The 26019-nt window shown below is 59.5% G+C and carries 36 protein-coding genes and 3 pseudogenes; 17 read left to right on the top strand and 22 right to left on the bottom strand.

The features are described 5' to 3' along the window. Positions 1 to 246: 246 nt before the first annotated feature. On the bottom strand, positions 247 to 834 hold the full coding sequence (gene scpB, locus DBIPINDM_RS41685) for an SMC-Scp complex subunit ScpB (protein WP_416361830.1): 588 nt from the start codon (positions 832 to 834) through the stop codon (positions 247 to 249). 477 nt (positions 835 to 1311) lie between these two features. On the opposite strand from scpB (DBIPINDM_RS41685), the gene DBIPINDM_RS41680 reads away from it, so the two are divergent. Continuing rightward, a complete protein-coding gene (locus DBIPINDM_RS41680; RefSeq protein WP_258589776.1) occupies positions 1312 to 1764 on the top strand; it encodes a cupin domain-containing protein in 453 nt (150 codons plus the stop codon). 99 nt (positions 1765 to 1863) lie between these two features. Here DBIPINDM_RS41680 and DBIPINDM_RS41675 read toward each other — a convergent pair whose 3' ends face one another. The 4 genes from DBIPINDM_RS41675 to DBIPINDM_RS41660 all read right to left on the bottom strand — a co-directional run bounded on the left by DBIPINDM_RS41675 (position 1864) and on the right by DBIPINDM_RS41660 (position 3774). Further along, entirely contained in the window at positions 1864 to 2313 is a 450-nt protein-coding gene (locus DBIPINDM_RS41675; protein ID WP_258589775.1) for an ATP-binding protein, read from the bottom strand. Between the two features lie 26 nt (positions 2314 to 2339). Then, positions 2340 to 2567, bottom strand: a complete 228-nt coding sequence (locus DBIPINDM_RS41670; RefSeq protein WP_258589774.1) for a histidine kinase dimerization/phospho-acceptor domain-containing protein — start codon at positions 2565 to 2567, stop codon at positions 2340 to 2342. Positions 2568 to 3125: 558 nt separating this feature from the next. Beyond that, positions 3126 to 3290 carry a hypothetical protein gene (locus DBIPINDM_RS41665; RefSeq protein ID WP_258589773.1) on the bottom strand — a complete coding sequence of 55 codons (165 nt, stop codon included), beginning with the start codon at positions 3288 to 3290 and terminating at the stop codon, positions 3126 to 3128. A 280-nt stretch (positions 3291 to 3570) separates the two neighbouring features. Beyond that, positions 3571 to 3774, bottom strand: coding sequence for a hypothetical protein (locus DBIPINDM_RS41660; protein WP_258589772.1), 204 nt, complete (start codon positions 3772 to 3774; stop codon positions 3571 to 3573). A 170-nt stretch (positions 3775 to 3944) separates the two neighbouring features. Here DBIPINDM_RS41660 and DBIPINDM_RS41655 point away from each other — a divergent pair, with 170 nt between their 5' ends. Continuing rightward, positions 3945 to 4115 (top strand): hypothetical protein, encoded by a 171-nt coding sequence (locus tag DBIPINDM_RS41655; RefSeq protein WP_258589771.1) that lies wholly within the window; start codon positions 3945 to 3947, stop codon positions 4113 to 4115. A 15-nt stretch (positions 4116 to 4130) separates the two neighbouring features. Here the strand turns inward: DBIPINDM_RS41655 and DBIPINDM_RS41650 are convergent, their stop codons facing one another. The 3 genes from DBIPINDM_RS41650 to DBIPINDM_RS41640 form a co-directional block, all read right to left on the bottom strand. Continuing rightward, positions 4131 to 4346, bottom strand: a complete 216-nt coding sequence (locus DBIPINDM_RS41650; RefSeq protein WP_258589770.1) for a hypothetical protein — start codon at positions 4344 to 4346, stop codon at positions 4131 to 4133. A 558-nt stretch (positions 4347 to 4904) separates the two neighbouring features. Next, a complete protein-coding gene (locus tag DBIPINDM_RS41645) occupies positions 4905 to 5060 on the bottom strand; it encodes a hypothetical protein (protein WP_258589769.1) in 156 nt (51 codons plus the stop codon). Between the two features lie 141 nt (positions 5061 to 5201). Next, entirely contained in the window at positions 5202 to 5411 is a 210-nt protein-coding gene (locus tag DBIPINDM_RS41640; RefSeq protein WP_258589768.1) for a hypothetical protein, read from the bottom strand. A gap of 138 nt (positions 5412 to 5549) precedes the next feature. Here DBIPINDM_RS41640 and DBIPINDM_RS43800 point away from each other — a divergent pair. The 5 genes and pseudogenes from DBIPINDM_RS43800 to DBIPINDM_RS41620 all read left to right on the top strand — a co-directional run. Next, positions 5550 to 5815 (top strand): annotated as a pseudogene (locus tag DBIPINDM_RS43800) (IS21 family transposase); the annotation flags it as partial. 19 nt (positions 5816 to 5834) lie between these two features. Beyond that, positions 5835 to 6065: a hypothetical protein gene (locus DBIPINDM_RS43795; protein ID WP_416361823.1), complete on the top strand. Its 231-nt coding sequence runs from the start codon at positions 5835 to 5837 to the stop codon at positions 6063 to 6065. Beyond that, positions 6065 to 6793 (top strand): IS21-like element helper ATPase IstB, encoded by a 729-nt coding sequence (gene istB / locus DBIPINDM_RS41630; RefSeq protein ID WP_027038551.1) that lies wholly within the window; start codon positions 6065 to 6067, stop codon positions 6791 to 6793. Before DBIPINDM_RS43795 ends, istB begins: the two co-directional genes overlap by 1 nt. A 200-nt stretch (positions 6794 to 6993) precedes the next feature. Further along, a complete protein-coding gene (locus DBIPINDM_RS41625; RefSeq protein WP_258584610.1) occupies positions 6994 to 7344 on the top strand; it encodes a transposase in 351 nt (116 codons plus the stop codon). After that, the gene (locus tag DBIPINDM_RS41620; protein ID WP_258589462.1) at positions 7293 to 8141 is read left to right on the top strand and encodes an IS3 family transposase; all 849 of its coding nucleotides are present in this window, start codon (positions 7293 to 7295) and stop codon (positions 8139 to 8141) included. The genes DBIPINDM_RS41625 and DBIPINDM_RS41620 overlap by 52 nt, the downstream gene beginning before the upstream one ends. 73 nt (positions 8142 to 8214) lie before the next feature. Here DBIPINDM_RS41620 and DBIPINDM_RS41615 read toward each other — a convergent pair whose 3' ends face one another. Genes DBIPINDM_RS41615 through DBIPINDM_RS41605 form a run of 3 tightly spaced genes read right to left on the bottom strand, consistent with a single transcriptional unit; the run spans position 8215 to position 9589 of the window. After that, the gene (locus tag DBIPINDM_RS41615) at positions 8215 to 8688 is read right to left on the bottom strand and encodes a TniB family NTP-binding protein (RefSeq protein WP_258589767.1); all 474 of its coding nucleotides are present in this window, start codon (positions 8686 to 8688) and stop codon (positions 8215 to 8217) included. Next, positions 8642 to 9088 carry a TniB family NTP-binding protein gene (locus DBIPINDM_RS41610; RefSeq protein WP_258589766.1) on the bottom strand — a complete coding sequence of 149 codons (447 nt, stop codon included), beginning with the start codon at positions 9086 to 9088 and terminating at the stop codon, positions 8642 to 8644. Before DBIPINDM_RS41610 ends, DBIPINDM_RS41615 begins: the two co-directional genes overlap by 47 nt. Positions 9089 to 9094: 6 nt before the next feature. Further along, positions 9095 to 9589, bottom strand: a complete 495-nt coding sequence (locus DBIPINDM_RS41605; RefSeq protein WP_258589765.1) for a Mu transposase C-terminal domain-containing protein — start codon at positions 9587 to 9589, stop codon at positions 9095 to 9097. A gap of 127 nt (positions 9590 to 9716) precedes the next feature. On the opposite strand from DBIPINDM_RS41605, the gene DBIPINDM_RS41600 reads away from it, so the two are divergent. Continuing rightward, a complete protein-coding gene (locus DBIPINDM_RS41600) occupies positions 9717 to 10010 on the top strand; it encodes a hypothetical protein (RefSeq protein WP_258589897.1) in 294 nt (97 codons plus the stop codon). 1018 nt (positions 10011 to 11028) lie between these two features. On the opposite strand, the gene DBIPINDM_RS41590 is transcribed toward DBIPINDM_RS41600, so the two are convergent. The 5 genes from DBIPINDM_RS41590 to DBIPINDM_RS41575 form a co-directional block, all read right to left on the bottom strand. Further along, positions 11029 to 11595: a type II toxin-antitoxin system VapC family toxin gene (locus tag DBIPINDM_RS41590; RefSeq protein ID WP_258589764.1), complete on the bottom strand. Its 567-nt coding sequence runs from the start codon at positions 11593 to 11595 to the stop codon at positions 11029 to 11031. A 1-nt stretch (position 11596) separates the two neighbouring features. After that, a complete protein-coding gene (locus DBIPINDM_RS41585; RefSeq protein WP_258589763.1) occupies positions 11597 to 12007 on the bottom strand; it encodes a hypothetical protein in 411 nt (136 codons plus the stop codon). 230 nt (positions 12008 to 12237) lie between these two features. Beyond that, entirely contained in the window at positions 12238 to 13638 is a 1401-nt protein-coding gene (locus DBIPINDM_RS41580) for an alpha/beta fold hydrolase (protein ID WP_258589762.1), read from the bottom strand. A 16-nt stretch (positions 13639 to 13654) separates the two neighbouring features. Continuing rightward, positions 13655 to 14155 carry a LamG-like jellyroll fold domain-containing protein gene (locus tag DBIPINDM_RS43790; RefSeq protein WP_416361829.1) on the bottom strand — a complete coding sequence of 167 codons (501 nt, stop codon included), beginning with the start codon at positions 14153 to 14155 and terminating at the stop codon, positions 13655 to 13657. Continuing rightward, positions 14152 to 14307: a hypothetical protein gene (locus DBIPINDM_RS41575; RefSeq protein WP_258589761.1), complete on the bottom strand. Its 156-nt coding sequence runs from the start codon at positions 14305 to 14307 to the stop codon at positions 14152 to 14154. Before DBIPINDM_RS41575 ends, DBIPINDM_RS43790 begins: the two co-directional genes overlap by 4 nt. Before the next feature lie 473 nt (positions 14308 to 14780). On the opposite strand from DBIPINDM_RS41575, the gene DBIPINDM_RS41570 reads away from it, so the two are divergent. The 3 genes from DBIPINDM_RS41570 to DBIPINDM_RS41560 all read left to right on the top strand — a co-directional run bounded on the left by DBIPINDM_RS41570 (position 14781) and on the right by DBIPINDM_RS41560 (position 15532). Beyond that, positions 14781 to 14993, top strand: a complete 213-nt coding sequence (locus DBIPINDM_RS41570; protein ID WP_258589760.1) for a hypothetical protein — start codon at positions 14781 to 14783, stop codon at positions 14991 to 14993. Between the two features lie 12 nt (positions 14994 to 15005). Next, positions 15006 to 15191, top strand: coding sequence for a hypothetical protein (locus DBIPINDM_RS41565; RefSeq protein ID WP_258589759.1), 186 nt, complete (start codon positions 15006 to 15008; stop codon positions 15189 to 15191). Between the two features lie 158 nt (positions 15192 to 15349). Then, positions 15350 to 15532 (top strand): hypothetical protein, encoded by a 183-nt coding sequence (locus DBIPINDM_RS41560; RefSeq protein ID WP_258589758.1) that lies wholly within the window; start codon positions 15350 to 15352, stop codon positions 15530 to 15532. Positions 15533 to 15941: 409 nt separating this feature from the next. On the opposite strand, the gene DBIPINDM_RS43785 is transcribed toward DBIPINDM_RS41560, so the two are convergent. The 3 genes and pseudogenes from DBIPINDM_RS43785 to DBIPINDM_RS41550 all read right to left on the bottom strand — a co-directional run. Continuing rightward, the gene (locus tag DBIPINDM_RS43785) at positions 15942 to 16331 is read right to left on the bottom strand and encodes an FHA domain-containing protein (RefSeq protein WP_416361822.1); all 390 of its coding nucleotides are present in this window, start codon (positions 16329 to 16331) and stop codon (positions 15942 to 15944) included. Positions 16332 to 17232: 901 nt separating this feature from the next. Then, the gene (locus DBIPINDM_RS41555) at positions 17233 to 17355 is read right to left on the bottom strand and encodes a hypothetical protein (protein ID WP_258589896.1); all 123 of its coding nucleotides are present in this window, start codon (positions 17353 to 17355) and stop codon (positions 17233 to 17235) included. A gap of 37 nt (positions 17356 to 17392) precedes the next feature. Continuing rightward, positions 17393 to 17635 (bottom strand): annotated as a pseudogene (locus DBIPINDM_RS41550) (DUF427 domain-containing protein); the annotation flags it as partial. A 64-nt stretch (positions 17636 to 17699) separates the two neighbouring features. Between DBIPINDM_RS41550 and DBIPINDM_RS41545 the strand changes: the two are divergent. Beyond that, positions 17700 to 17893: pseudogene (locus DBIPINDM_RS41545) on the top strand (ATP-dependent DNA ligase); the annotation flags it as partial. A gap of 28 nt (positions 17894 to 17921) precedes the next feature. Here DBIPINDM_RS41545 and DBIPINDM_RS43405 read toward each other — a convergent pair. Beyond that, entirely contained in the window at positions 17922 to 18257 is a 336-nt protein-coding gene (locus DBIPINDM_RS43405; protein ID WP_318036974.1) for an inorganic diphosphatase, read from the bottom strand. 149 nt (positions 18258 to 18406) lie between these two features. On the opposite strand from DBIPINDM_RS43405, the gene DBIPINDM_RS43475 reads away from it, so the two are divergent. Next, complete coding sequence (locus DBIPINDM_RS43475) at positions 18407 to 18871, top strand: RES family NAD+ phosphorylase (RefSeq protein ID WP_323806068.1); 465 nt, start codon at positions 18407 to 18409, stop codon at positions 18869 to 18871. A 36-nt stretch (positions 18872 to 18907) separates the two neighbouring features. On the opposite strand, the gene scpB (DBIPINDM_RS41530) is transcribed toward DBIPINDM_RS43475, so the two are convergent. Both scpB (DBIPINDM_RS41530) and DBIPINDM_RS41525 read right to left on the bottom strand, forming a co-directional pair. Continuing rightward, complete coding sequence (gene scpB / locus DBIPINDM_RS41530; protein WP_258589755.1) at positions 18908 to 19627, bottom strand: SMC-Scp complex subunit ScpB; 720 nt, start codon at positions 19625 to 19627, stop codon at positions 18908 to 18910. A gap of 2 nt (positions 19628 to 19629) precedes the next feature. Further along, positions 19630 to 20586: a DUF1403 family protein gene (locus DBIPINDM_RS41525; RefSeq protein WP_258589754.1), complete on the bottom strand. Its 957-nt coding sequence runs from the start codon at positions 20584 to 20586 to the stop codon at positions 19630 to 19632. 125 nt (positions 20587 to 20711) lie between these two features. Between DBIPINDM_RS41525 and DBIPINDM_RS41520 the strand changes: the two genes are divergently transcribed. The 4 genes from DBIPINDM_RS41520 (at position 20712) to repB (ending at position 25995) form a co-directional block, all read left to right on the top strand. Then, on the top strand, positions 20712 to 21929 hold the full coding sequence (locus DBIPINDM_RS41520) for a site-specific integrase (RefSeq protein ID WP_416361810.1): 1218 nt from the start codon (positions 20712 to 20714) through the stop codon (positions 21927 to 21929). A 148-nt stretch (positions 21930 to 22077) separates the two neighbouring features. After that, positions 22078 to 23160, top strand: coding sequence for a protein adenylyltransferase Fic (fic, locus tag DBIPINDM_RS41515; protein ID WP_258589869.1), 1083 nt, complete (start codon positions 22078 to 22080; stop codon positions 23158 to 23160). Between the two features lie 634 nt (positions 23161 to 23794). Further along, the gene (gene repA, locus DBIPINDM_RS41510) at positions 23795 to 24988 is read left to right on the top strand and encodes a plasmid partitioning protein RepA (RefSeq protein WP_258589753.1); all 1194 of its coding nucleotides are present in this window, start codon (positions 23795 to 23797) and stop codon (positions 24986 to 24988) included. Further along, on the top strand, positions 24988 to 25995 hold the full coding sequence (gene repB / locus DBIPINDM_RS41505; RefSeq protein WP_258589752.1) for a plasmid partitioning protein RepB: 1008 nt from the start codon (positions 24988 to 24990) through the stop codon (positions 25993 to 25995). The genes repA and repB overlap by 1 nt, the downstream gene beginning before the upstream one ends. Positions 25996 to 26019 lie beyond the last annotated feature (24 nt).

The following is a 26019-nucleotide window of genomic DNA, read 5'->3' as shown; positions in this document are numbered from 1 at the left end:
GGAACGCCAGGCAATTCTGGATGGTGATGACACCGTTCAACTGAGTTGAGTGTCTTCTGTGGATGGCTCCCGCGATGCAAGGGGTGATTTGACGTTTTTGACGATTGGGTCAGGTGCAGTCTTCTGTCCGGCCTGTTGATGCAGTCGTTCATGTTGACCGCTGGCCTTGATGGTATCCGCGAGTCAGCGCCTGCCGCGCGATCAGTCGTCATGGCCGTGATGTCCCTGACCAGCCGGACACAAAAACTAAGGCGTTTCGCTCATCGCTTCGGTGCCGAAGACTTCGCCATCGGCCAAGGCATCGTCCTCGCTCTCCTCCGCTTTCGGCGGCCCAACGGGAATATCTCCCGGCAGCGCCCTTTCCTTGGAGAGCAGCCCGGCATCCTCAAGCGCCTCGAAGTCGGGCAGGTCGCGTAGCGTGTCGAGCCCGAAGTGGGACATGAACGTCCTGGTGGTCACATAGGTATAGGGCGCGCCTTGAGTGGGGCTGCGGGGGCCGGAGGCGATGAAGTCTTGCGCGCGCAGCACACCGATCAGGTCGCGGCTGTCCTCCTTGCCGAAGAAGGACGACAGCTCGGCGCGGGTGATCGGCTGGAAATAGGCGATGCACATCAGCACCAGGCTTTCCAACTGCGACAGGGTTCTTTCCCCTGCATCGGCACCCTGGCCGGTTGCCGTGCCAAAGGCACCGCGAATGGCGTCGGCATAGACTCTTCGGGTTCGGTGCTGCCAGCCGCCGGCGACAGCGACCAGTTCGCAGGGACGGCCGCGCAATTCGCTGCAGATGTCGTCGATGATGGGGTCGGAACAAGAGCGATGCGAAATCGTACGCAGCCTTTATCAACCAAAGACAGCTACGGCCGATTTGATGGTGATGCCGCCATCCGGACTTCGGCGCATCTGACGACCCGTGGCGGTGCGGAAAACGTTCATCAATGGGGTCGGAACAAGAGCAGCGCGAAATCGTACGCTAAGGTCGAACGGAGCAGGAACGTTATGCGGCACGCCGTAGCCCTGCCGGGAGGCGAAGCGACCTGAAACCTTCCGGGAGATGTTGCTCGCCGTCCCACGTGTAGATAGCGTCTGCGTTCAACGAAGGAGAACCTCGCAAGCGAACCTGCTTCAATCGGTGGACCGCCGCCATTCGCGTTTCCACGGTTGCTTCCACGTTACCTCCAACGCTGTGCCATCGGCGGATGTGCTTGAGAAACCGTGTCGCCGGCCCTCAATGTCGGCGACTTCAACCCAATGGACAAAATCGGACCAACGCTACCCGGCCACCGTGGTCAGCCAATCCTAAAGGAGTTTCACATGTTTAAATTCACTTCAGCCGTGCTGCTTCTCCTCGTGAGCACGGCGCCGCTTCTCGCCGACGACATGCCAGTCAACGCCGACGCCATCAAGTGGGGCCCGGTTCCGCCATTTCTGCCTGCCGGCGCCAAGATGGCAGTCATCGCGGGAGACCCGTCAAAGGATGGCATCTATGTTCTAAGGCTGCAGATGCCTGCCAACTACAAAATCCCCGCGCACAATCATCCGACCTCGGAATATGTGACGGTGCTCTCCGGAGACTTTAACATCGGAATGGGCGATAAGCTCGACGAGGCAAAGGGCATGCACCTGACCGCAGGTGGATTCGGCGTCGCACCAGCCAAGATGAATCACTTTGCCTGGACGACTAGCGCGACGATTGTTCAGGTCCACGGCGAAGGTCCGTTTGCGATCACATACGTCAATCCGGCGGATGACCCGAGCAAGAAATGATCTCCCGTTTGCCGAAATTAGGCAGTAGGTGCGCTGTCCCACTACCTGTCAGCGCACCTCAGTCCGACTCAGGGACAACGAAAGCGTTTGGCCTTTCCGCTAGCGGAGCGCGACTAACGGGAGGAAAAGGTGCACGCTGGTGCCCCTGCCGAGTTCGCTGTCGATCCGCACATGCCCACCAGATTGGTGGACAAAGCCGTAAACCTGGCTGAGGCCCAGTCCAGTCCCCTGGCCTTCGCCCTTGGTGGTGAAGAATGGCTCGAACACCTGAGCCAGGATTTCCGGTTTCATGCAGCAGCCAGTATCCCTCACAGTGACGCGAACGAACGATCCTTCAATGTTCGGTGAGCCATTGAAATCGCCGGAGACGCCGCTCGTTTCGATGGTCAGCATACCTTTGCCGTCCATTGCGTCCCTCGCGTTGACCGCTAGGTTGAGGAGCGCGACGTCGAACTGGTTGGCATCAATCGCGATGGGGTAGAGTTGTGGAGCCAGGATCGTTTGAAGCTGGATTCCTCGCCCTAAGGTTCCCTCAAATAGATGGGTCACGGATTAGATCCGGGCGTTGATGTCGATCACCTCGGGGAAAGCGTCTGTCGCCTGGAGAAAGCGAGCAATTGCTGTGTGAGCTCGCCACCATTTTTGGCCCGCGCGCGTATCTCATTGACAAGCATGCCGATCTGGGGGTCCGTGGGATCGATGCCGAGCTGCTTCTCAAGCAGGTTTAGGCCGGATTCGAACACAGCGAGCAGATTGTTGAAATCGTGGACGATCCCGGCTGCCAGCCTGCCGATCGCTTCCAAATTCTGCGATTGTGCCTCAGTCCACTGCGCCGATGAAGACGTTGGTTGGTTTCCAAATACTCAGGGGAGAGGAGCCAAATAGTGCGGCAAGACGAAAACACTGCCAATCCAATGATCACTCAGCAGTGCTCAGCCGCAACATCATCGTCCAAACACGGTCTGCTTCATTCAAACAGACGACGAACAGTGGGCGAGCCTGCCTCTAGCTTGGAGTGGGCGGTCGGGGCCACCGATCTTCTCGTCGATATACGCCTCGCCAGGGACAGGATTTTCGACTCTACAAAGGGTCGATGCCTGCTGGCGCGATTAGTGGATGGAGGGCATGATCATTTTCACGGTTGTGATCGCTGCTGATGTCTCAGGCCAGGCGTATGGAAGGCAAGTGGCGATTGGCGTCGACAGTAGGGCTCTCCCGTTAGCTTGAACTGGCAGGGCAAAATGGACGGTTCTATTGGCAGCCACATCGAACTTCCGCGAGCCATGCAGATGGCTGGGCCTGCGCGCGATACCGCAACCGTTCGCGCTTCAACCGATGGCGAGCGTCTTCGCCCTCCTGATCTATATCGGTGGTGCCGGGCTGACCAGCTTGGCGCAGTTGTTCATTGCGCGCCACATCGGCCCTGCTGGGACGTCGGTTAGCTCGTCATCATCCAAAATGCGGGTCACGATGGTGATTGGCGCTCTTGGCGCGGGTTCCGGCGAGCCGGTCTTCTTCATCGCCATTAAGGGAGGGTCTTCTGCCACCCGATATAGGCGCGCGAGGGCAAAAACGAAAGGTCGATGTCTAGTCCGATCAAGTGTGGGGTATGCTTTGGGCGTCGTGCAACAGGCGCTCCAGCCTGACAATTGTATCGCGAACTAAGTCGTGCGCGCGGCTGCTCTCGCCAAGGCACATGGCTGCCTCGCACTCGCTTAGCACGGCGACGGCCTGCTGGATTTCATGCTTGAGATCATCGGTCTTTTTGCCCATTAGCGGTCATAACCCTGACTGACGCGACTCCGCCTAAGCTTGGCGGCGTTCTTCAGTCTCCAGCGCCGCCCTCAGTTCCTCCAGGCTGTTCGCGCCATTCGTGAATGCTGACATGACCAGCCATGCGGCGTGTTCGCGGCTTTGCTCGTCCGAAATACCATAGGTGCGGCAATACTCGTCCAGAGCTTGGCAAAGCATGCAAAGCTGTTCCGGTTCCGCTATTCCTGTGAATGGCATGCCAACTCCCTTTGCGTTAGGGCGAAAGCAATCGACTCTTTCAATCGCCCCCGTGCCGTTCGAAAGCAGGCGACGGGCCATTGTATGAAATCGAACCGAAGAGTCCATTAACAAAAGAGATGTGGTAGGAACATCTTGTGGTAGCGTTACCATCCCGAAGGGCTCACCAATTGGCTGACGAATCGGACAATCCGCGAGTGATGAACGGCCCGGTGATTCAGCGCCTTGTCAAGGAAACAGGCATTACGGAAGCGGAAGCTCGCGAGCTTGTCAGCTATCTGGGCGGCGGCAACTGGTCGTCCCTCATTCGCGAAGCGCGGATGCTGAAACCAAAACGCTGACGCCAAATTGACCCACTACCGGCCGGCATCATGATGCACGATAGCATCGAGGATCGCTTCGTAAACACTTCCGGTGTCTTCCTCGATCTCGGTGCTGGAGATGCCAATTGCCTTGGCGTCGGCGAACAGCTTCTGTGTCAGTTCAGCAACCGAGATAATGTCAGCGCCAGCCGTCCGGGGGACGTTGGCACCAATCCATTTTTGCAAAAAGTCAGTTCCGCGCGTGCTCATCTCGCCATAAGCTCGATATCGCGCTTGGGTTCCAGCAACCCGCCGCTGACAGTTTTTCACTTACGCGCGTCTGAATTCAAAGTAGCGAGGCCGAAACCGGGTCGGCTGTGTCACAACTAGGTCAGTAACACGGATCCATTTGCTGGCATCGCCTCGCAAAGTAACCCTGTGCCCAAGCGCCTTCTCTGCCGCTTCGAAAGGCGTCCGTGCCTTGGAGTCGCACGTCGAAACGATGGTATCTCCATCCATCTCCTCGACGCGATAACTCTTCATGGGATTGGCCAATGCATTCCTTGTGGTAGTGTTCAATTCCTGAATTTGCCGGGGTGTTCTGCTTCCGCCTTTAGCTTGTTGAATGCAGCGGCATCGTCTCCGGTCTCAAACGGGGTTGCCGAAGCCGTCCCGTCTAGAGTTTCGGAAACAACCAAGCGCCTATGATCGTTACGAAAAGCCCGCCGCCCCATTCACGGCAGCGGCGGTCGATCTAGCCTTTTGGGCTGGACCTGCGGCAGGCAAATTTTGAGGAAAGCGCCTGCCGTCAGCACAAACCTTTGTCGATCATTTACGTTCCCGGAGCAGCTCCAATCGAACGTCGGTTTCGCGATTCCGGGTCTGAAACATGGAGATTGCGTGATCCTTTGCCGTTTTCTCAGCGTCGAACGGTTCCTTGTCGACGATGCCCTGTCTTCCATACCAGATGACGGTAAAGGCCATATCGCTCGTCCCTTCGCGGCAGCCACGAAGGGAATTGTATGGCGGTTGGGACGGAAAGTCACACAATTGAACAAGCGGCCTTTTAGGGCGGGCAGCCTTGCAGAGACTTCGCCAGCTCGCGTTTCTTTCGGCCGCTGTCGATTAGCGGTCCAGAGGTTGCCTTGAAAGCGCAATCAGCTCCGCTTCATCAACCACGCCGGCCATAAAGTTAGCGATGATCCGAGCGGCCAGTCTGCTCTGAGACTCAGCTGATTGGTTTGGGGTTTTCATCTGATCGAAAACCCGCCCCAGCAAGGCCAATTCGGCAGAATCAACAATCCCGGCATCCACTGCTTTTCGCCTGATAGGCATGCTAATGCTCCTCCCGGAAATCCTGCAACGACGCGTGCCGCAGATCCTCCTCGCCGCGCAGATGCTTCACGCGGCCGATCAGCCCCCGGCTTGACCCATTGTGTCGCCGGCCACTTCATGCCCTGTGGCGCCGCGCCTGACGCCGTCCGCCGCTACGCGAAGAGCTGGGCGAAGGCGCAGGGGTCGGCGACGGCGGACGCCTATGTGCCGCTGTCTTCGCGCCGGGCGAGGCCTACCAGTTCGACTGGAGCCACGAGATCGTCCTGATCAACGGCGTGACGGTGACCGTGAAGGTCGCCCATGTCCGGCTCTGCCACAGCCGCATGATGTTCGTCAGGGCCTATCCGCGCGAGACGCAGGAGATGGTGTTCGACGCCCATGACAGGGCCTTTGCCTTCTTCGGCGCATGACGGCGATCGGCAGATGGTGTCAATCCTGGCCACGGTGTTGACCGACGGCATCGATGCCGTGGAGGCTGCCTGCCAGGACGCGCTCGATCAGAATGTCTGCTCATCCGCCGTCATCATCAACATCCTGGCGCGGCAGCGCGATCCGGCGCCGGCAGTCACCATTCTCACCCCGGACGCTCTTCGCCTGCAGCACGAACCGCAAGCCGACTGCGCCGGCTACGACAGCCTCAGGAGGGCAAGCTGATGGAACGCACGCAGGTTCTGGAACTGATGGGCACGCTGAAGCTCTACGGGATGCGGGGCGCCTATGACGAGGTCATGGCGACAGGCATCAAGCGCCAGCACGAGCCGCCGAGGATCGTCGGCGATCTGCTATCGGCCGAGATCGCCGAGAAGCAAGCCCGCTCCATCAAATACCAGCTCACCGTCGCCAAGCTGCCGATCGCCAAGGACATCGATGAGTTCGACTTCGACGGCACGCCGGTCAATGAGGTGCTGGTCCGGGACCTTGCCAACGGCACCTTCGTCGCCGACCAGCGCAACGCCGTGCTCATCGGCGGCACCGGAACCGGCAAGTCGCATCTGGCAATCGCCATTGCCCGCGCCCTGATCCGCAACGGCTCACGTGGCCGCTTCTTCAACGTCGTCGATCTCGTCAACCGGCTCGAGACCGAGCACCGCGGCGGCAAGCAGGGCCGTATCGCCGACTACCTCACCCGGCTCGACTTCGTCGTGCTCGATGAACTCGGCTATCTGCCCTTTGCCCAGGCCGGCGGGCAATTGCTCTTCCACCTGATCAGCAGGCTCTATGAACGGACCTCGATCATCGTCACCACCAACCTGGCGTTCGGAGAATGGCCCGCCGTCTTCGGCGACGCCAAGATGACGACAGCGCTGCTCGACCGTCTCACCCATCATTGCGAGATCATCGAGACCGGAAACGAATCCTGGCGCTTCAAGAACCGCGCCTGATCACCCCATCAAGCTGCCAAGCGCCATCCGCGTTCGCCCGGCTGCGCAACCCTGACCAGCTCCGCCCCGGCGAACGCTGACCGCCGCGCATTGCATAAGGGGGTCAAAATTGGACGCCGATCTGGAGTGGGCCCCTCGGGCCGGACAGGATGGTTTTCGGTAATTGACCGGGCAGCCGGGCTTTCAGAGGATGAAGGCCCATGGCAAAGCACCGAACCCACAGCGTCGAGTTCAAGCGGCAGGTTTCGCAGGAGTATTTCGGCGGCGAGACCCTGCATGCCCTCTCGAAGCGACACGACATCTCACGCAATCTGATCCGGATATGGGTCGAGAAGTTTCAGGCGGGCGCTCTCGATGAGGATGCCGCAGCTGCTGATCTTCTCCAGGCTTATGAGGCGCGCATTGCCGCGCTCGAACGGCTCGTCGGAAAACAGGCTCTGGAACTGGAGTTTCTAAAGGGGGCTCTGCATGCGGGACCGCGGCAGAGAAACGGGCCTACATCCGCGACCACCGGTCCCATGGTCTCTCCGTCGCCGAAGGATGCCGGCTGATGGGCCTCTCGCGTTCGACCTACTACGACCGTCCGGAGAAGACGGCCGACGACACCGCGATCGTCGAAGCGATCGCAGCGATCTGTGACGAGTTCGAGCACTATGGCTGGCGCCGTGTCCGCGCCGCTCTTCGGCAAAAAGGCATGATCGTCAATCACAAGAAGATCCGCCGCCTGATGCGCGAGCATGACCTTCAGCCGAGAATGCGCCAGCGCTACACGGTGACCACGGATAGCGATCACAATCAGCCGATCTTCCCGAACCTCGCCCGGGACATCATCTGCGATGGGCCGAACCAACTCTGGGTGGCCGACATCACATACGTCACCGTCGTCGGCGGCTTTGCCTATGTTGCCGTTGTCCTGGATGCCTGGTCGCGGCGGGTTGTCGGATACGCCATCAGCCGCTCGATCGACGCGCGGCTGACGCTGGCGGCTTTGACCGCCGCAGTCGAAGGACGCAAACCGCCACCCGGCTGCGTGCATCATTCCGATCGCGGATCACAATATGCCGCGACAGCCTATCGCGATCACCTTGCCGCCCACGGCCTGGTCGGTTCCATGGGCCGGCGCGGCAATCCCTACGACAATGCAAAGGCGGAAAGCTTCATGAAGACGCTCAAAGTCGAGGCCGTCTATCCAATGGCCTTCGAGACGTTCGCCGATGTCATCGAACACCTTCCGCATTTCATTGACGAGGTCTACAACCGTCGACGGCTTCACTCAGCACTCGGCTATCTCAGTCCAATGCAATTCGAGGATCAACACACCCGGCAAACGGTCAAATCAGCGGCCTGACACTGTCCGGCCCGAGGGGCCCACTCCAATCGAGGGTCAGTTTTGGAAGCCGTTTGACAGTTGAGCTCTCGGATCATGCGTATGCTGTTTCGGTAACTGGCGGCCGCCAACTTTCCACAGCTTCATCGGTGATATGCTCTAAGCCGCTCTCGATCGACTCGGCTGCCAGGCTCGTGATCGCCTGGAAAATATTTGCCGTGATGCCGCCGCTGATCTGCAGAATTCGGCGTAGGGATTTCGGCGTCAGCACCGTCGGTCGGCGAAGCGGCATATTCCGCAAAACGGACGAAACTAGTGCTTCGAACTGTTCGTTGGCCGCCCACCTATTCAAGGTCAGCTCGCCGAATCGGCGGGCAAGCTGTACGTCGCCACTTATCGCTTCGCGGGCTTCGATTACGCCGAAGCAAACGAGGGAGATCTGAAGCCGATTGCTGAGAAATCGCAGCGTGTTCTGCACGACCCGCTGTTCGCGGTACGAGCCGGCGAGAATGTTATGTACTTCATCGATCACAAGAACGTGGACGCCGACCGTTTTCAGAAGCCGCAACGCCGCTTTGCTCCATCTGCACGATGTCGGCGCGGGGTGCCTGTGGCGCGCCAGCCAGGATCCCGGCATATAAACGGCGCTCACCTGGCTTCCCGGTCATCTCGATTGCCAGGACCGGTATAGCCTGTACGCCGGTCGTCGGATCAAAACGGGAGGGGTTGTTGTCGCAGAATTTTTCCAGGATCATCGTCTTGCCCATACCACTGTCGCCGTAGATGGCCACCGAGGGCATGCGCGTGCCGCGAGGATGGTCGACCAGCAGGTGGAGACGATCGAGCGCCTGCTTGGCGCGCGGATAAAAAATCCAGCGCCGAGCCTGAATTGCGCGAACTCGCACAATATCAGGCTCGCCTAGGAGGTCTTTGGCCGCCTGCGTCAGATGGACGTTATCCCTGCTCAAAGGGGCTCAATCCAGATCTTCAACGGAGGGAACAGGTTTGCTTGAATCGACGCCCGGAAGCGAGCCCACTTCATCGTCATCCACATTCGTTTTCGCAAGCAGCAGACGTCCTTGTGTCTTGTGTTTCGCCTCCTCGATCAGTTCGCGCTGCGAAAGCGCAGTACGAACAAGGACGTGCATGTCAATTTCGCGTTTGCCCTGAGCGTTGAGTTTGCGCCGGGCAGCCTGCGCCTCCCACAGCGTAATGGGCGCGAGTGTCACATCGGCATAGCGAGCCTCAACAAAGCTGCCGGAGTGACGCCTGACAAAAACGCGCGACAAATCGCGGGGGTCGTATTTCACAATCAGGCGGGCCTTGGCCCGTCCGATATCGGCGGCCAGGGCGGGAGACCAGTAGCGGATGTTGAAAAGATGGATGCCGGTCGGGCGCAACGTTCTCTCTGCCTCCGGTAGGAAGGAGATCCAGAATTGCATACGATCGTTCGGCAGGCGCAATACCAACTCGCTCTCCTGCTGCCGCCAGACCGCAATCGGTGGCCGACGGAGTGCGCCATGGATAGCATGATGGTATTGCCCCAACGATCTCGAGTGCGATGTAGCGCTCAAGCTCTCGAAGCGTCAGTGTCGCATGGCGTTTGGCATCGTACTCGCGCCGTTCCTCGATGTTGCTCGAGGTCGATCCTGGCAGCAGGTGAACCGCGCCCATCTGCGTGCCAATCAACCGTTCGATGTGGCCGCCGAAATGGGGCGTCCCCGGCGGACGCCACTCGATCTGTATGCCGTTGTCCCGGCAAGCACGTTCGAATGCATGACTACGAAAATCCGCACCGTTGTCGACATGTATCGTTCCGGGCAAACCGGCCACTGGCCACGCTTCATGGATACCCCTCTCCTGCAACCACGGGGTCTTGTCGAATACTGAGTGCAGTACGCATAGGCTTGTCGATAATCGCGACGGCGCCTCCATGGTCAGATAGAGGCCCGTCACCATCCGAGAAAAGACGTCCAACGCTAGTGTCAGCCAGGGCCGTCCGAGCGGCTGACGCGTGTCTTCGTCGACAACGAATACGTCAACTTTGGTATGATCGATTTGCACAAGCTCCAGCGGCCGCGACGCCGAAAGGGCACCTGGCGTGGCCGTTGTAGCTTTGACGACCTCGCTCTCGCCGCGCTTACGCCCCCTCACCCGTAGATCGACCTCTTCAACCCGGGATTTGATGGTGCGCCAGTTTGGTGGAGCAAGGCCGGCCGCTGCGCAGGCGATTTGGACCTGGCGAACCAGCTGCGCGAAGGACGGGCGTGTCGGCTTGAGATAAAAGCCTTCAATCGTTCGTCGCACGAGGGCTTCTCGATCTTTGTTGAGGGCGCGATGTCCCTGGCGCCGACCGCGCTTTCGGTCCATCAGTGAACTTACAGTGCCACCCGCTCGAAACAGCCTGATCATCCTGTAGAGAGTGGCCCGGCTGAGGTCCAGTTCCCACGCCAAATCCGCTACAGCCTGCCCGCTCAGACCTTTTGGATAGCGCTCCACGAGCTTGCGGATTGCCTCTTCGCGCCGGCACGCCTCGTTCCAACGAGCTCGCTCTCCGTAATCATCATTGGTGTCGTCGCCCATGCCGCCTGCGAACAATTCAAGCTAACGTTATACCGTCAGAATCTTACAATAACTGCAGCGGACCAATCGCGAATCTCAAATCAAATGCAAATTATCAATTTAAGTACAAGGCTAAGGGCTTGATATCATTAGGCGAGAAGTCTCACCTTTAATTACAGCGCGACAGAAGCGAGAGCAGGCGGGGGAATACGGTCCAGAACTTCACACAGGCTCAATGGCAGACCCACGCGCTCACATTTCCGTCAGGTGATACGCCAGCCACACAATGCATGCGCTGCCGGGCATTAAGCAGAGCTTGCAAATGGTGATGTGCCGGGAGTGACGATCAGGCTTGCCGATAAAACAGCGCCCGTCCAGTCGGGATTAGCTGAAGAAGATAATCGAAGTCGCTGATATTCCCCGTGAGTACTGTGAACCCTAGCTTCTGCGCTTGCAGGAACAAGACACAATCCTGAAGCGCGCGGAGGCGCGCATCTTTGTGGTAGCCCTGAAGGCGACACAGGATGCCTGAGAGTAGCGCAGCCTTTCCAAGCACATCAGGATCGGGTGCGAATACGCGATGCGGGTGCATGTCGCCAATGGTAGCGCCGATCTGTTTGATTGCCGTCTTTGTGCCGGGATGCTTGGGATCTAGCACGCCGACGGTGTGCATGAGTTCCTGGATGGCAACCGTCGAATGATTGCTGAGCCTGAGATCGAGCAGATCGGCGACAACATCCGGAGCATGGCCCTGCAAACCATCAATGTAGACACAGGTATCGAGCATCAGCTCTTGCCCCGCCTCGGCAGTATCACCGAGGAACGGAAGGTCGTCGTCTTTGCGGCGAAGCAGCCTTTCCTGAGGATCGAACCGTGCCCAGCGCACAGAACTGGCGAAATCAAAGTCCGTCAATTCAGAACCCGAGCTTAAGCGTCGGATCGACGCTGCCTCTCGTCTTTCTGAACGTCTGTCCGAAATTGTCATCGAGTGCGACATTGGCGAGGGCGAATTCGATCAAGTCGGTGTCAGTCTCGATCCCGGTCTGCTTCTTGGCTTTTTCGATCAGCGCCGGACTGATACGACCACCGATCCGCGTGCTCTTCTCACCCAGCAGACCAGAATGTTCCGCCGCCTTCATGACGGCCTCAAAACGGGTCCTGCTGACCGCGACAAACTTGCCGGTCTTTGTTGCCCGACCAATCTTCGGAAGTGACTCGCCGGCCTTCGTCGTCATTTCGATCATACCGGCGCGCTTCTGAATGGCAAATCTGCCTTGCCGTTCCGCGCCACCACCCGTGTGTTTCTTCCTCGTTGCCTTCGCCATGACGCAGCCTCCAATGTCTGACATTTCACGATTTCGTCCAACATAACATGGCCATGGCAATTTTCAAGGACCCACCGAATTGCGGCAGCCAGTCGCGGAATGTCGTGATTTTGGCGAGCATCGACGTCGCCTTGGCCGAGCTTCGCCGGCAGGCCGCTCGCGCGCGTCGAAGTCGCGGATCTGTTTATGCCACGAAGCCAGCCCCACATTCGAAAAAACCCGTCGTGACGTCACGCGACCGGGTTATGCATCGCCAGGAAGGCAGCCGTTTCCTCGAAGAACTGGTCGAAGGCGGGGGTGCCTTCAATGAGCACGTGATTATTTCCCGGCAGCTCGACGAACATCGCTCCCGGAATGAGCTTGGCCATCAGCCGGCCCTCCTCGATCGGCGCGACGCGATCTCCCACGCAATGCATCACGAGCGTTGGGACGTGGACCCTCTTTGCTAACTCGGTCGCGTCAACTTCGCTGTTCATTTCCCAGAGTCGCATCGCGGCCTCGGGGCTCGTGGCAATGCGCTGCAGTTCGTCAAAGCTCGCAACAATCTCCTGTGGGGCGTCGGGGATGAACGTCGAAGTGAAGAAGTGCCTGAAAACGGGATTCGGCGAGCCCCAGCCGTCGCGGATCATCATCGCCCCGGCTTCATACAACTTCCTTTGATCGAGATCCGGTCGCTTTAGCCGACCTCGTAGATAACCGCCCAGCATGATAAGGCATGTCACCTGCTCCGGATGCTCCACAGCATAACGCACGGAAAAGGCGCAACCTTGCGAGATGCCGAGGAGCGCGAATCGATCTAGCCGTGCAGCAGTCGCGACTGCGGACATGTCGCTGGCCATTACATCTTCCGATACCGTCTCCACCTCCCAGTCCGAGAGGCCATTTCCGCGTTGGTCGAACCGCACGAGATGGCAAAGCTTCGCGAACTTTGCCAGAATCGGACGCCAAATGGGACTGTGCCATTCATACTCAAGATGGTTCAGCCAGTTCGGACCCTTCAACACCGGCGCTCCCTGGCCAATGCTGGCCCAGGCGATCTGTATGCCGTCCGAAGCCGTCGCGAATTGCACCCGCTGATGCAGGGCCGCCTCGACAGGTCTCGTCGTCTGCCGCCCCCCGTCAGGCGTCCACTGCCAGACACGGATGGGTCGGGAGATGTTCTTTACTCGCTGGTTGCCCATGTCACGAAAGGGCACCTGGATCCGATCCGCGACTGCCTGATGCACAATGTCCGAGACGCACACGCCGCCCGGCTTGGCGAGCCCCTCAAGCCGCGAGGCCACGTTTACGCCGTCGCCGAAGATGTCTCCGTCCTCGAAGATGACGTCACCGAGATTGATCCCGACGCGGTACAGGATTTGGCTGTTCTCAGGCTGACCAGTGTTCCGCTGTGCCATCGATCGCTGGATATCGACAGCGCTCTCTACCGCCTCAACGACGCTCGCGAACTCGGCGAGCAGGCCGTCGCCGGTGGTCTTGACGATATGGCCCCTATGCGCTGCGATCCCGGGCCGGACGACCTCACCAATATGTGTCTGCAGACGCCCGAGCGTGCCGGCTTCGTCCAGCTCCATCATCCGGCTGTAGCCGGAGACATCCGCAGCAAGGATCGCAGCAAGCTTCCGGTCCATGATCAGGTCATCTCAGTTAATTGCCCTTCGGAGACGCGATTGTAACCACAGATCGCAGCAGCTTGCATATGTAGCACAACGGAACCGAACTGACTTCTCGTATCGATGTTCGGTCCGGGCCACGGCTTGCCCTGCTACCCAAACAGCAGAGATGGTTCGCAAACCAGAAATTCCCGATGGTTGGACGCAGGTCTGGGCGCTCGAGAGGTTCATGCAGTATAGGATGCCGGCGATCGCGTCCGGCCTGGCAATGAGGTCGGCGAAGCCGGCAAAGTCGGGAACCAGGCCGATGCCGAAGTGGGAGCCGGTAGAGAAGTGGTCCTGCATTTGTCTGCGTGATCGTGCTCGAGGCGATCATCGCGCCGTCGACATAGACGCGCAGCTCGTTGCTGGAATCCTTATCCGCGCAGACGTGATACCAGACGTTTTTCGAGGGCGCCCAAGCCGCCCGGGTATGCCATTGAGCAGCCCGAAAGCAGCCTCGCGGAAACTGTCTTTGTCGATGTCGAAAGCTCAGATGCCGGCTTTCTCGGCCTCGATTTGGGCGAGCACCTCACGCCGACGATCGCGGATCTCGGCAGTCCGCTCGTTGAGCAATGCCAGGGATCCGGGAACAGAAATGGATTTCGTTTTTGCCATCCCGATCTTATGGCGGAACCGGGCGCGCATCAACAATGTGTTCCGGGGACGTTTAGTTATGCGTCCCCGAATTGTCGCCGCCACCGTCGGGCAAGCCTCTTTTCCATGTTGTAGGCCTCCCTGGCAGTCGTCGTCGCATTTGCTGCACAGACACGTCCTGCCCGTTCCGCCTCAATGCCGCCGGCAACGAGACGGCAAAACTCGTCGTAGAGCTCCGGCGAATCCTTCGGCTTCCTTGTCCGCTTTTTCTTGCGTATTGCGGCCGCAGCTTGCTGCCACTCTACGCGCCTGGTCCGATCGGCCAGTTCGTCGAGCACCGCGGCGAGCTCCCGCGGTTCGGCGTTGCTCGTCAGTGTGAAACTGATCGGTGATCGGAGGATCGTCGGGCCAAGCCGACGGTCATTCGGCTTAGCAGCCATCGGGCCACCTCCGCGTCACCGGAACCAAAGTGATCAGAACTGGTTTTCTCTTGGAAGGGACCAATGAACCGGAGGAGCGGTGCAATGGTCGAAATCATTAGATTTGAACTGGCCAAGGCCAGACAGCGCGTAAAGCGCGCCGAGCGCTCCCTCGACCGAGCAAACGAGCAACTGGACGATGAATGCGGAGGCGTGGCTCTCAGCCTTGCGCTCTGTGCCAGGATACGGGCTCAGCAGGCGCGAGTGATCGACGCGCGCGAGCGCTTTTTGAAGATCCCTCCTGTCCCGCACCATTGAGGAAATAGCGCCATGGTGTTGTTCGAACCACTCAATTCGGATGATTATAAGCGCAGCATAATTTACCATGCCGCCCTGCTGACGTTGCTCCACGATCGAATTATCAAACGGTTCGATAAGGTCGACGACGCGGCCGACAAAGTTCAGGCGGCGGCGGGGTTGTTCGCCGACGCTGTTCGGCCTCCGGAAGCATGCTGACGATCGGCATGTGAAACCGTCCCCGCGAGGGCGCGGCCGGCGGTCATGGCAACCACCGGCGACGACGTGTGACAGGCTGTAGCCAACCGTGACGGAACCTCCACAGCCGGGAGACGTTCACCGGACTGCAGTTTAAAACAGCGCAGCGAGGTTGTCCCGTGATCCCGAACCAGAACTTTGACGCGATTTCGGATGCCGAGAAGCGCATCCACTGCGCCGAACTCACGCTTCAGCGCACAGAAGTGATGCTGGCCGAGACCATCGCGATGCGCAACAGAATGCGATCTCTGATCGAGGCCGTGAAGATCGATCCCCCAGCAGTGAAGAACGTCGCGGGTTGAAACCAGGCCGGCAGTCGATCGTATGATCGGGCGCGCTTAATGTGCCGATGCCCAACACAAGTGCCAGCACGAAGCTGATGGCGAACGCGAGCAGGACGCCGAACTTGCGCTTCATTCTTCCCGGCCCTCGGGCCAGCGCCGCCATGATTTTTGCCGGGGAAGTGGGTGCCGCGCATTCTCATGCGTAGAACAAGCCGCTCCCAACACATTAAACATCTAGGTTCCGCTAAAACGCGCCCCAGCGTGAACATTTAGGGCAGCTTAGGGGCCAGCGTCGCTGGCAACGCTTTCTAGAAAAGGTTCAACGCGAACATTGAGGGGTCAGCGAAATGGCGGCGCGCGCATGCAGAATGCCGAAGAGATAATCGCGGCAGCTTGAAGCCGGTCGCGGCTAACGAGCCCGTCCGGATCAATCTGAGATAATCTCGTAGTGAAGAACCTGGGCGCCAAGGGTCGACCTCAGCCCAGGCGAGATCACGCCTGAGCCGAAGAGGAGAATATCTTCGCGGCGCACGAATACTTCATGGCCGGGTCCCATCGACACAAATGTACCCGACGAGCTTCGATCGACAAGCCGGGCTCTGCCATTCGAAACGGTGAGGGTCGCGTGTTGCCTTGAGACCCGCGGCCGCTCTACGACAATGTTGCAGTCCAGAGATCGGCCGATGGTCACCAGTTCGTTGTTATGACAGGATCGCAACTGATCGCCATAGCGGATGACCAGATCGATCTGCCGCGGCGGAACGGAGCGCCGATCGATAATGGTGCCGGCTCGCGGTGGGCGTACTGAGGGCCCCATCGTCGCTCCTCAGGGTATAGACATCGAAGAGTTCTTGCTTCCCCTTGAAGCCCATTTTGTCGAGCAGCCGCAAGGTACTACGGCTGGCCGCGGAAAGGGCTTCGAAGAAGCTCTGGCTGATCAAAACCTCCCCGGGATTTCGCCGTAGTGGACAACCTTGCGGTGACATTGACAACGTCGCCGAATACTGCTCCCCTCGCGCGAATGACCACCCCGAAATGTAATCCGATCCGGGCGCTCAAGGGCCCTTTCGTCAGTTGGTTGCTGATTTGGATGACGGCCCTTAGCGCCGCCTCTGGGCTCTCGAACAGGCTGAGTACGTCATCGCTCTTCGAGTAAATGAAATCACCGCCGTGTTGGGCGACAATCGTTCGCATTGCGTCCAGGCAATCCGAAACCTGCAGCAGAGCGCATCGTCGCCGATGCGCTCATAGAGGGGCGTGCTGCCCACGACATCAGCTAATAGGACTGCGGCTAGAAGTCTTTCCTGATCCATCGAACTCGTATCCGCCCCGAGAACGCAGCGTATATAGCACACCAAAGTGGCCTTTAACCTATCCGCCGGCTGGGGCTTTGCCAGGCCAAAACAACCATCTCACTGGTTTTGCTTCGAGCACCGCGGCGAGGGTGAGCGCTACCTTTGAAGCGTTTAGATTGGGAAAGGTAGGAGATTGTCGTCCCGACTCTTCATCTTTCGGCTATCCATTTCACGGTAGACGAGCAACAGCATCGACGGCTCCGCGAACAAGCGCTGCATGTCGACGCAGAGATGGACGCAGTTGCTGTCCAATGGTCCGTAGGTCAACCCATGCGCTGACATTGAGGACTTGGTCCGGCCCTCTTTTGATACGACGCCTGGTTCGCCTTGCAGGCTTACGTGTCGCTCCTTCCTTCGCGGCTGTTACTCGGGCAGGTGCGGTGTGTGCCGCCTGTCTTCGGCCGGATCGGCGTCGGTGCGCGCCTTGCGCGGGTCGAAAGCGCCGTGCCGGGCGATGGCCAAATGCGGCTGTTTCAGGCGTCTCATTGGCCCACATGAAATCGTCGGCGGATGCGCCGGCGGCATGAACCCGCCAATAGCCGGCCGTGCCCCATGGAGAGTCCGAGGTGGTGTTCGTCTTCTCCAAAAGCTCGAAATAGATATCCTCGAACGGGATGTAGAAGACCGGATTTCGCCCATCGTCATAGAGCAGCTTTGCCCGCTGGCTGGACGCAACGACGGCGTCTGAGAACCTCACCGTCACTGTGCCGTCAAAGGGCACGATGGCAGGGGAAAAATGCACGGAACTCGTGTGTGAGGTTTGCATTCTGGAACTCCTTGGCTGCGTGTTCATGGAAACCTTGCTCAGCTATGGCAGTTCCGGACCCAGATTGCGTGCGGGGCAAGCGTTCACCGGCCGGGCGCCAGCAGGACCGGACCGAGCGTAGGAGCCGATAAGACCTGAACTGGTGGTCGAGGTCCGTTTCGATCATGTCACCGGTGACGCCTCCGCCATCGAACCAAATTGCGGCGCTGGCGACCCGACAAGCTGCCAAGCCAATGCACGTTCCAGCAAATCGAATAGGGTGCAATAGCTTGTTGGACCTTGCCGTCTACGGTGAGGGGTTCAAAGGCGGCTTCATCAACCGGCAGCAAAGGCTCTCATTGCCCTTCTTGATCGCCCTTCGAGCTTCGTCGGCGTTCTGCCATCCCTTGAACTTGATGGCCTTGCCGATCCCAAGCACGGACGAGAGAAAGAACTGCTCGATTTCGCGGCGCAGGTCTTCTGGCACATGATCCGCCGCTACCGGTTCATCGGGAGCATCCTCCTCAGAAACATAGCGGTCGTTGCGCAAGGCCTCGCCGTCCGGGTCCTTCTGCTTGACACGCAATGCACCCAGCAGGTCGCATTTGATGACTATTCCAGGAGCGGAAGCCGCCTGATGAATGACCAGCCCATCGAGGAGATCGCCGGCCGAACTCGTCGCGGACGGCCAGGTCGAGGCGGTTCTGGCCTTTATCCGGGATCTCGATAACGGGGCGCGTGGAGCACCCGCGTCGGGCCGGGCGAAATCTTCCATCGCTATCTGACACCCAAATGGGTTTTCCTGCCCACCAGCGGTGCAGGCGCGGCGATCGATGGCGGTCGTTTGAACCGGCCAGGCGTCGAAGCACTCTATCTGTCCCGTTTCGATCCAGACGGCGTTGGAGGAATACGAGCAGGGCGCCAGCATCGTCCCCCGGCAACCCTTGCCGCCTACAAGATCGCGCTTTCCGATGGTCGCCGACCTTTCGCAGGGACCCGGCCATCTGGGACGGCTCTTGGCGGGAATGGGATTGTGCCTGGCGCCAGGTCGCTCGCATCGACAGGAAGATACCTTCATCGTGGAAGCTTGCGGACTTGGTCATCACCGCCGGGCTTGGCGGTATCCTGTTCCCGTCGCTGCGCCACGCCGGCGGCACCAACCTGGTGATCTTTCCGGCCAACTTTGTCAAAGGCGATCATGTCGCGGTCCATGAGCCCGATCACCGGCTGCCGCACGATCAGTCGTCGTGGCCCTAAGTTGCTAGCTGTCGTAGGCAACCCGTTTCGATCAGTTCAGAGCACCTCATCCTCAATGAGGCCTGTCGTTGGCTCGCCCTCTTCGCCGTCGCCCTCCCCCCGGCCAAGACCGGTCGGTATTTCCCCGGCCAGCAGCTTCTCCTTCGACAGCAGCCCTGCGTCCTCGAGCGCCTCGAAATCCGGCAGCTGGCGCAGCGTGTCGAGCCCGAACTGCGACAAGAAAGTCTTCGTCGTCACATAGGTGTAGGGGGCCCCCGGCTTCGGGCTACGCGGCCCCGAGGCGATCAGCTCCTGTCCCCGTAGCACGCCGATCAGATCGCGCGACACCTCCTTGCCGAAGAAGGAAGACAGCTCGCCACGCGTGATCGGCTGGAAATAGGCAATCCACATCAAAACCAGAGCTTCGGATTGCGACAATTCTTTCGACCCCCGCCCCGCCGTGCCAAATGCGGCGTGGATGATGTCTCCAAAGGCTTTCTTGGTCCGGTGCTGCCAGCCGCCCGCGACCGCGACCAGCTCGTAGGGGCGGCCGGCGAGTTCGGCGCGGATGTCGTCGATGATCAGCTCGAGATTGCAGTTCTTCCCCACCACCCGCGAGAGGACACTACGTGTCACCGGTTCGCTGGCGGAAAAAATCACCGCTTCGACCCGGCCCATCCACTCACGCCAGCGCAGTTCTGGCGGCAGGTGATCGAGTTCGGTGTCAAGCAGCGCCGGCTGATCGTTCGGCTTGTGGCGGGCAGAGGCTTCGCTCATCGCTAGAGTCCAAACAGCCGGAAGGTGGGACGGCCGGAGAGCTCGCGCACGGCCTCCAGTTGCTGCAGCCGCTCGAACAGCCGCCGCGATGCAAAGCGCGACAGATTCTTCGTCGTCAGCGATCCAGAGACGGCGTCTTCGTTGAGCAGCAGGAAGATTACCTCGCCGGCACCCTTGGCGCGCAATTTCGGCGCCACCGCCAGGAGTTTTGCGGCGCGGCGCGACAACTCGTCAGCCAGCCGGCAGGCCTCCGCCGCGGCTTGAACAAACGCCACGCAGACCGCGCGCTCAAAATCTCTCTCCGCGGGTCGGATGCGCTTGCCGCCGCCGGCCTCGGCGCGGAAGGACGGGCCAAAGGCTTGCGCCATCAGCAGCGGCAGCGGCCGCGGCCAGCGCAGGCTTTGCGCCAGCACCAGGTCGGCGAGCCACCAAGCCAAAAGCTCCGCATTGGGACGCATGGCGACGACGCGGGCGGCGATCGCTGCTGCGGCGAACGGCGCCGGCCGCCCCGAGCGCGCCAGGTCGTCGATGTGTTCACAAAGCGCGGCCAGCGCCTCGACATCCCAATGGAGGCCAAGCTGGTCGAGTATCTTCCCGAGTCGGTCAGGGGTAGCGACGGGCGGCTGTCCGGCCAACTGCCGCCAGGCGCCAAAGATGGTGCCGGCGGGTCCGGGGTCGGCCCCGGCCTGGCGCAGATACCAGGCCTCGCGCAAGGCGGCCGCGTCCTCGGCGCGGCCGGCGAGCAGCATGCTGGCGGCGGCGCAGCTAAGCGCCAGCCGCTGCCGCCAAGCGCCGGCCCAGGCAGGCTGCGCGCGGGCCAGCGTGTCGAGGACACCCAGGGCGGCGCCGGCCCGGAAGGCGGCGTCGCCGTCGCTCGGCGCGCCGGCACTTGTGATTGCCCAAGCCGGAACGGAGGGCGGCGCAGAAGAGCTGGCGGTCGCGGGATCAAGGCGAATCATGATTTCGAGGGTAAATCGCTCGTGCGCTTTTCGCCACGATTTTCACACCAAAACGCACAGCCTGTCGCATCGGAACAATGAACGATAATCTTGCATTATCGCTCGTTTTGCTCTTTATAGAGGAAATGGCCTCTCTCGTCGATCAAAACCCAGCAAAGCGTGCTCGGCATCGCTCCGCTCAACCACAGAAAACACCGGCGGGTGTCGACCAAATGGCGCCGGCGGCCTCGGCTCAGCCCGACGCCTCGATTGCCGACGACCTGCCCGACATCATCGACGTTGTCATGGAGATGAGCGGCGCGCCGGACGAGCAGCCGGACAAAGCTCCCTTCCCTCTTCCGGCCGTCACCAATCCCCGCCTGCCGGCGCATCTCGATGCCCTCGCCGAGCGCGCTCGCGATTACGTCGAGGCAGCAAGCTCGGCCAACACCCGCCGCGCCTACGCCGCCGACTGGAAGCATTTTTGCGCCTGGGCGCGCCGCCAGCATCTCGATGTGTTGCCGCCCGATCCGCAGGTCGTCGGCCTCTACATCACCGCGCAAGCCTCGGGGTCGGGAGGGGCTAAGAAATCCGTGTCGACGATTGAGCGGCGGCTTTCGGCGCTGACCTGGAATTTTTCTCAGCGTGGCCAGCCGCTGGACAGAAAGGACCGGCATATCGCCACCGTCATGGCCGGCATTCGCAACAGCCACGCCTCCCCTCCCCGGCAGAAAGAAGCCATTCTGCCGGAAGACCTGATCGCCATGCTCGAGACGCTAGACCGGGCTGGCTTACGCGGCTTGCGCGACCGCGCCATGCTGCTCTTGGGTTTTACCGGCGGCCTGCGCCGTTCCGAAATCGTCGGTCTCGACTGCGGCCGCGATCAGACCGAGGATTCTTCGGGCTGGATCGAGTTCTTTCCCGACAAAGGGATTTTGGTGACCTTGCGCGGAAAGACCGGCTGGCGCGAGGTCGAAATCGGCCGCGGCTCGTCCGATGCCACCTGCCCGGTTGTCGCCCTGCAGACCTGGCTCAAATTTTCCAGGATCGGCCATGGCCCGCTCTTTCGCAGGGTGGCAGGGCAAGGCAAGCAAGTGGGCGCCGAGCGGCTCAACGACCAGGAAGTGGCGCGGCTGGTCAAGCGCACCGCTCTCGCCGCTGGTGTCCGCGGCGACCTCTCCGAAGGGGACCGTGCAACAAAATTCTCGGGCCATTCCTTACGTGCCGGGCTTGCCTCCTCGGCCGAGGTCGACGAACGCTATGTGCAAAAACAACTCGGACACGCCTCGGCGGAAATGACTCGCCGCTATCAGCGCAGACGCGATCGTTTCCGTGTCAATCTCACCAAGGCAAGCGGGCTGTAGCCCTTGCGCGCCCGAGCCGCATGTTAGCGGCTGGCTTGCGGAGAGCCACATATGTCGATAGATTTCGATTTTATCGACACGATTCCACTATATGTCGATACCGTCGACATATCCTACCGACATGTCGCTCGCCGAAGGATCGATCGACATGCCATTCCAGCCGGACCACCCTTACAATGACCTCCCTCCCCTCCCCCCGCACGAAGACGTGGAGACGAAGGCCGTACTGAAGGCCTGCATTGAAGCACGAACTGCACTTGCAGAACTCCGGGTGTCCGGCCAACTCATTCCCAATCAAGCAGTCCTGATCAATTCGATCCCCCTGCTCGAAGCGCAAGCGAGCTCGGAGATCGAGAACATCGTCACAACCACGGACAGACTGTTCCGGTACGCCAACGAGGCCGGCAACCAGGCCGATCCCGCGACGAAAGAAGCCCTACGCTATCGCACCGCTCTCAGCGAGGGATTTCAGACGCTCAAACAACGGCCCCTCTCGACATCTACTGCCATCGCCGTCTGCCGGACCATCAAGGGCGTCGAATTGGATATCCGCGCGACTCCGGGCACCGCCCTCATGAACGAGGCCACCGGCGCGGTCGTTTACACCCCACCGGAAGGGCAGGTTCTCCTGCGCGACATGCTGTCGAATTGGGAACGTTACATCCACGAGGCCGCAGACATCGATCCGCTGATCCGCCTTGCCGTCATGCACTATCAATTCGAGGCCATCCATCCCTTTACCGACGGCAACGGCCGCACCGGTCGCGTCTTGAACTTGCTCTATCTGGTCGATCAGGGGCTTCTCGACATTCCGGTGCTCTATCTCAGTCGCTACATCATCCGAAACAAGGCGGCTTACTACGGCCGGCTCCTTGCCGTGACGACAGACGGCGCATGGGAGGACTGGATCCTATACATGCTCGAGGCTGTGGCGGAGACTGCGATCTGGTCGACGGCCCGAATTCGGGCAATCCGCGATCTCCTTGATCTAACCGCCACACGCATTCGTCAGGATTTGCCGAAGATCTACTCACGCGAACTGGCGGAAGTCATCTTCGTCAATCCCTACTGTCGGATCGGCGATCTGATATCGGCCGGGATCGCAAAACGCCAGGCGGCATCGGTGTATCTGAAGACCCTTGCCGAGAACGGTCTCTTGCAGGAAATGAAGGCCGGCCGGGAGAACCTCTATATCAATCCGGCCTTGCTGGCGCTTCTCACCGAGCGCTAGCCGGCGCAAATCGGCCGGCGAAGCCTTCTGCTTCCTACCAGCCCTAACCGGCCGTTCGTACATCTCGCCTGACCCGAGGAGGACCGTTTGATTGCCCTGGTTTCCGGCACATCTGAGTCTTGCGCGGACTTTTTCGTTCGCTGCATTGCCGCCAAAATTGTTCATTCGAGGTCTACGTTGGCCAATGGCCAGGCAGGATCCTCGGCGGTCGCCTCCTCTTTTCGGCCGCGCTCCTGCAGGATTTGGCATGCCGACACCCGCTATTCGTGCCCTCATAGGTTGCCCGCATTTTGATCCGGTCATCCTAACCATCACGGTTGGGCTTGAGCGCCGCCATCAGCACCGGTCCGCAATAGTGAACTTGCGTTGTGGCATTGTCGGCTCTGAGGAGCGGCCGGGTCGGATTAAATCCGCAGTACGAGGGGGTGGTCTCATGTTCGAATCCAAGGTATCCGCGTGTAAATTACTGCGGGTACTCGGTTCCGAGTGCGCTAAGTTGTCCGCGGACAACCGAGGCCAGGCGGCCGAAATGCCGTCATGGTTAAACGTTTGTAAATTCTTTACGAATCGGGCCATAATCTAACTGCGCAGTTTGATTGAAATCTGCATCAATTGCGTAGTTCGAGGATCCCGAATGCTACATCACCCAATCCAAAGCGGCGAGCAGGAACACTTGCCATCAATCCTGTCCGCGGATTCGCTCGAACTGTCGCGACAGCTTCAGTTGCACCAGCAGAAGATATTCCCCCCTTCTTCTCAGAAGACGATTCGACATTTCACACCGGCCGAAGCCGCATACTACATTGGCATCGGCGAAGGCTACCTCAGGCAGGTGGCCTCGGACGGATTCGGGCCGGAGCCTATGGCGAATGGTCGTCGTGTGTACACGCCTATGGATATGGAGAACATTCGTCGATCGCTGGACGAGAAGAATGGAGCGCCGAAATATGTTCCGACCCGCCGCATAGGAGAGAAACTTCAAGTCATCGCGGTTATGAACTTCAAGGGAGGATCGGCGAAAACGACGACGTCGGCACACCTGACCCAGTTTCTCGCGCTTCGTGGCTATCGCGTTCTTGCAATTGATCTCGATCCGCAGGCTTCACTGTCAGCCCTTTTCGGACATCAGCCAGAGCTCGACGTCGGCGAGGGTGAGACCTTATACGGAGCAATCCGCTACGAAGATCCACGATCGATCGTGGAGATTGTCCGAGCTACCTACACGCAAAATCTGCATATCGTGCCGGGGAATCTCGAACTCATGGAATTCGAACATGAGACGCCGAGAGCGATCACTTCGGGGTCAGCTGAATCCATGTTTTTTGCCCGTATTGGCGAAGTTCTGACGGATATCGAGAGCCTATACGACGTGGTCGTAATTGATTGTCCGCCTCAACTTGGTTTTCTCACGATGTCGGCATTGTGTGCGGCGACTTCGGTTTTGATCACCGTGCATCCGCAAATGCTGGACGTGATGTCGATGAGTCAGTTTCTTGCGATGACTAGCGAATTAATGGCGGTCGTCGAAAGAGCAGGAGGGCGCACGAGCTACGATTGGATGCGCTATCTCGTAACCCGCTACGAGCCAAATGATGGCCCCCAAAGTCAGATGACGGGCTTCATGCGAGCCATTTTCGGTAACCGGATGCTTTACAATCACATGCTGAAATCCACGGCTATCTCCGATGCAGGAGTGACGAAGCAGACGCTTTATGAGGTCGAGCGGTCCCAATTCACGCGCGGAACCTATGACAGGGCAATGGAGTCGTTAAATGCGGTGAACTCCGAGATCGAGAGCCTACTCAAGGCGACGTGGGGGAGAAGATAATGGCCCGCAAGAACCTCATTGAGATTTCATCCGCCGATGAATCGCCTAACCCTGTGAGTGCTGTCCGGCCGCTTTCGGGCTTTGTTGCTCCGGCAACGCGCAGCGCTCCCATCGGCGGGATCACAAAGACACTTGGCCACATCACGCAGAGGGTCGAACGGGCCCAGGATATTGAGAAGCAACTGGCAGAAGGCCAGATGATCGTCGAGCTCGATCCAACGCTGGTCGATGGGTCATTCATCAGTGACCGGTTCGCCATAGATCCCGTTGATCTCGCCGATCTCGTCGGCCAGATCCGAGAGCACGGGCAGCAAGTTCCGATCCTCGTTCGCCCACATCCGAAGAGCAATGGTCGATATCAAGTGGCTTACGGCCACCGCAGACTGGCCGCGATCAAGGAAATTGGCATCAAAGTTCGTGCCGTGATCCGCGAACTGTCCGATGACCAGCTGGTTGTGAGTCAAGGGCAGGAAAATAACACAAGGACGAACCTATCTTACATCGAGAGGGCAGTGTTTGCTGTTCGTCTCGAAGACCTTTCGTTCTCCCGTGACGTTATCATGGCCGCACTGAACGTGGACAAGGCCGCGCTGTCCAAGATGATATCGGTCGTCCGTCAGATGCCGATGGGACTGATCCATGCAATCGGTGCCGCCCCGGAGGTTGGGCGTCGACGATGGATGGAATTTGCAGAGAAGCTGCCCATGGCAAAAATTGACATCTCGGCACTGTTGGAATCGTTGTCCGCGGACAACTCAAGTGATCAACGCTTTCAGGAGGCTTTCGACGCGATAAACACGCGACCCGCAAAGGCTATGGAGGCACAAGCCAGGTCGTGGGCCCCGATGGATAAGTCCGTCAGTGTCACCGTTAAGACGGGAGAAAAGAAGGCCACCGTGTCCCTTGGTAGCGCGAACGGACCACGCTTTGCCGAATATATCGCAGGTCGATTGGATGAGCTCTATGAGGGCTTCTTAAAATCAACAACAGAAACCACTGGAGACTAGACCCGGCAAAGAAAAAGGCCCCCG

Origin of the sequence: Mesorhizobium sp. AR02 (assembly GCF_024746835.1) — a bacterium.
GTDB lineage: Bacteria > Pseudomonadota > Alphaproteobacteria > Rhizobiales > Rhizobiaceae > Mesorhizobium.
This window is presented reverse-complemented; position numbering and strand designations above follow the sequence as displayed.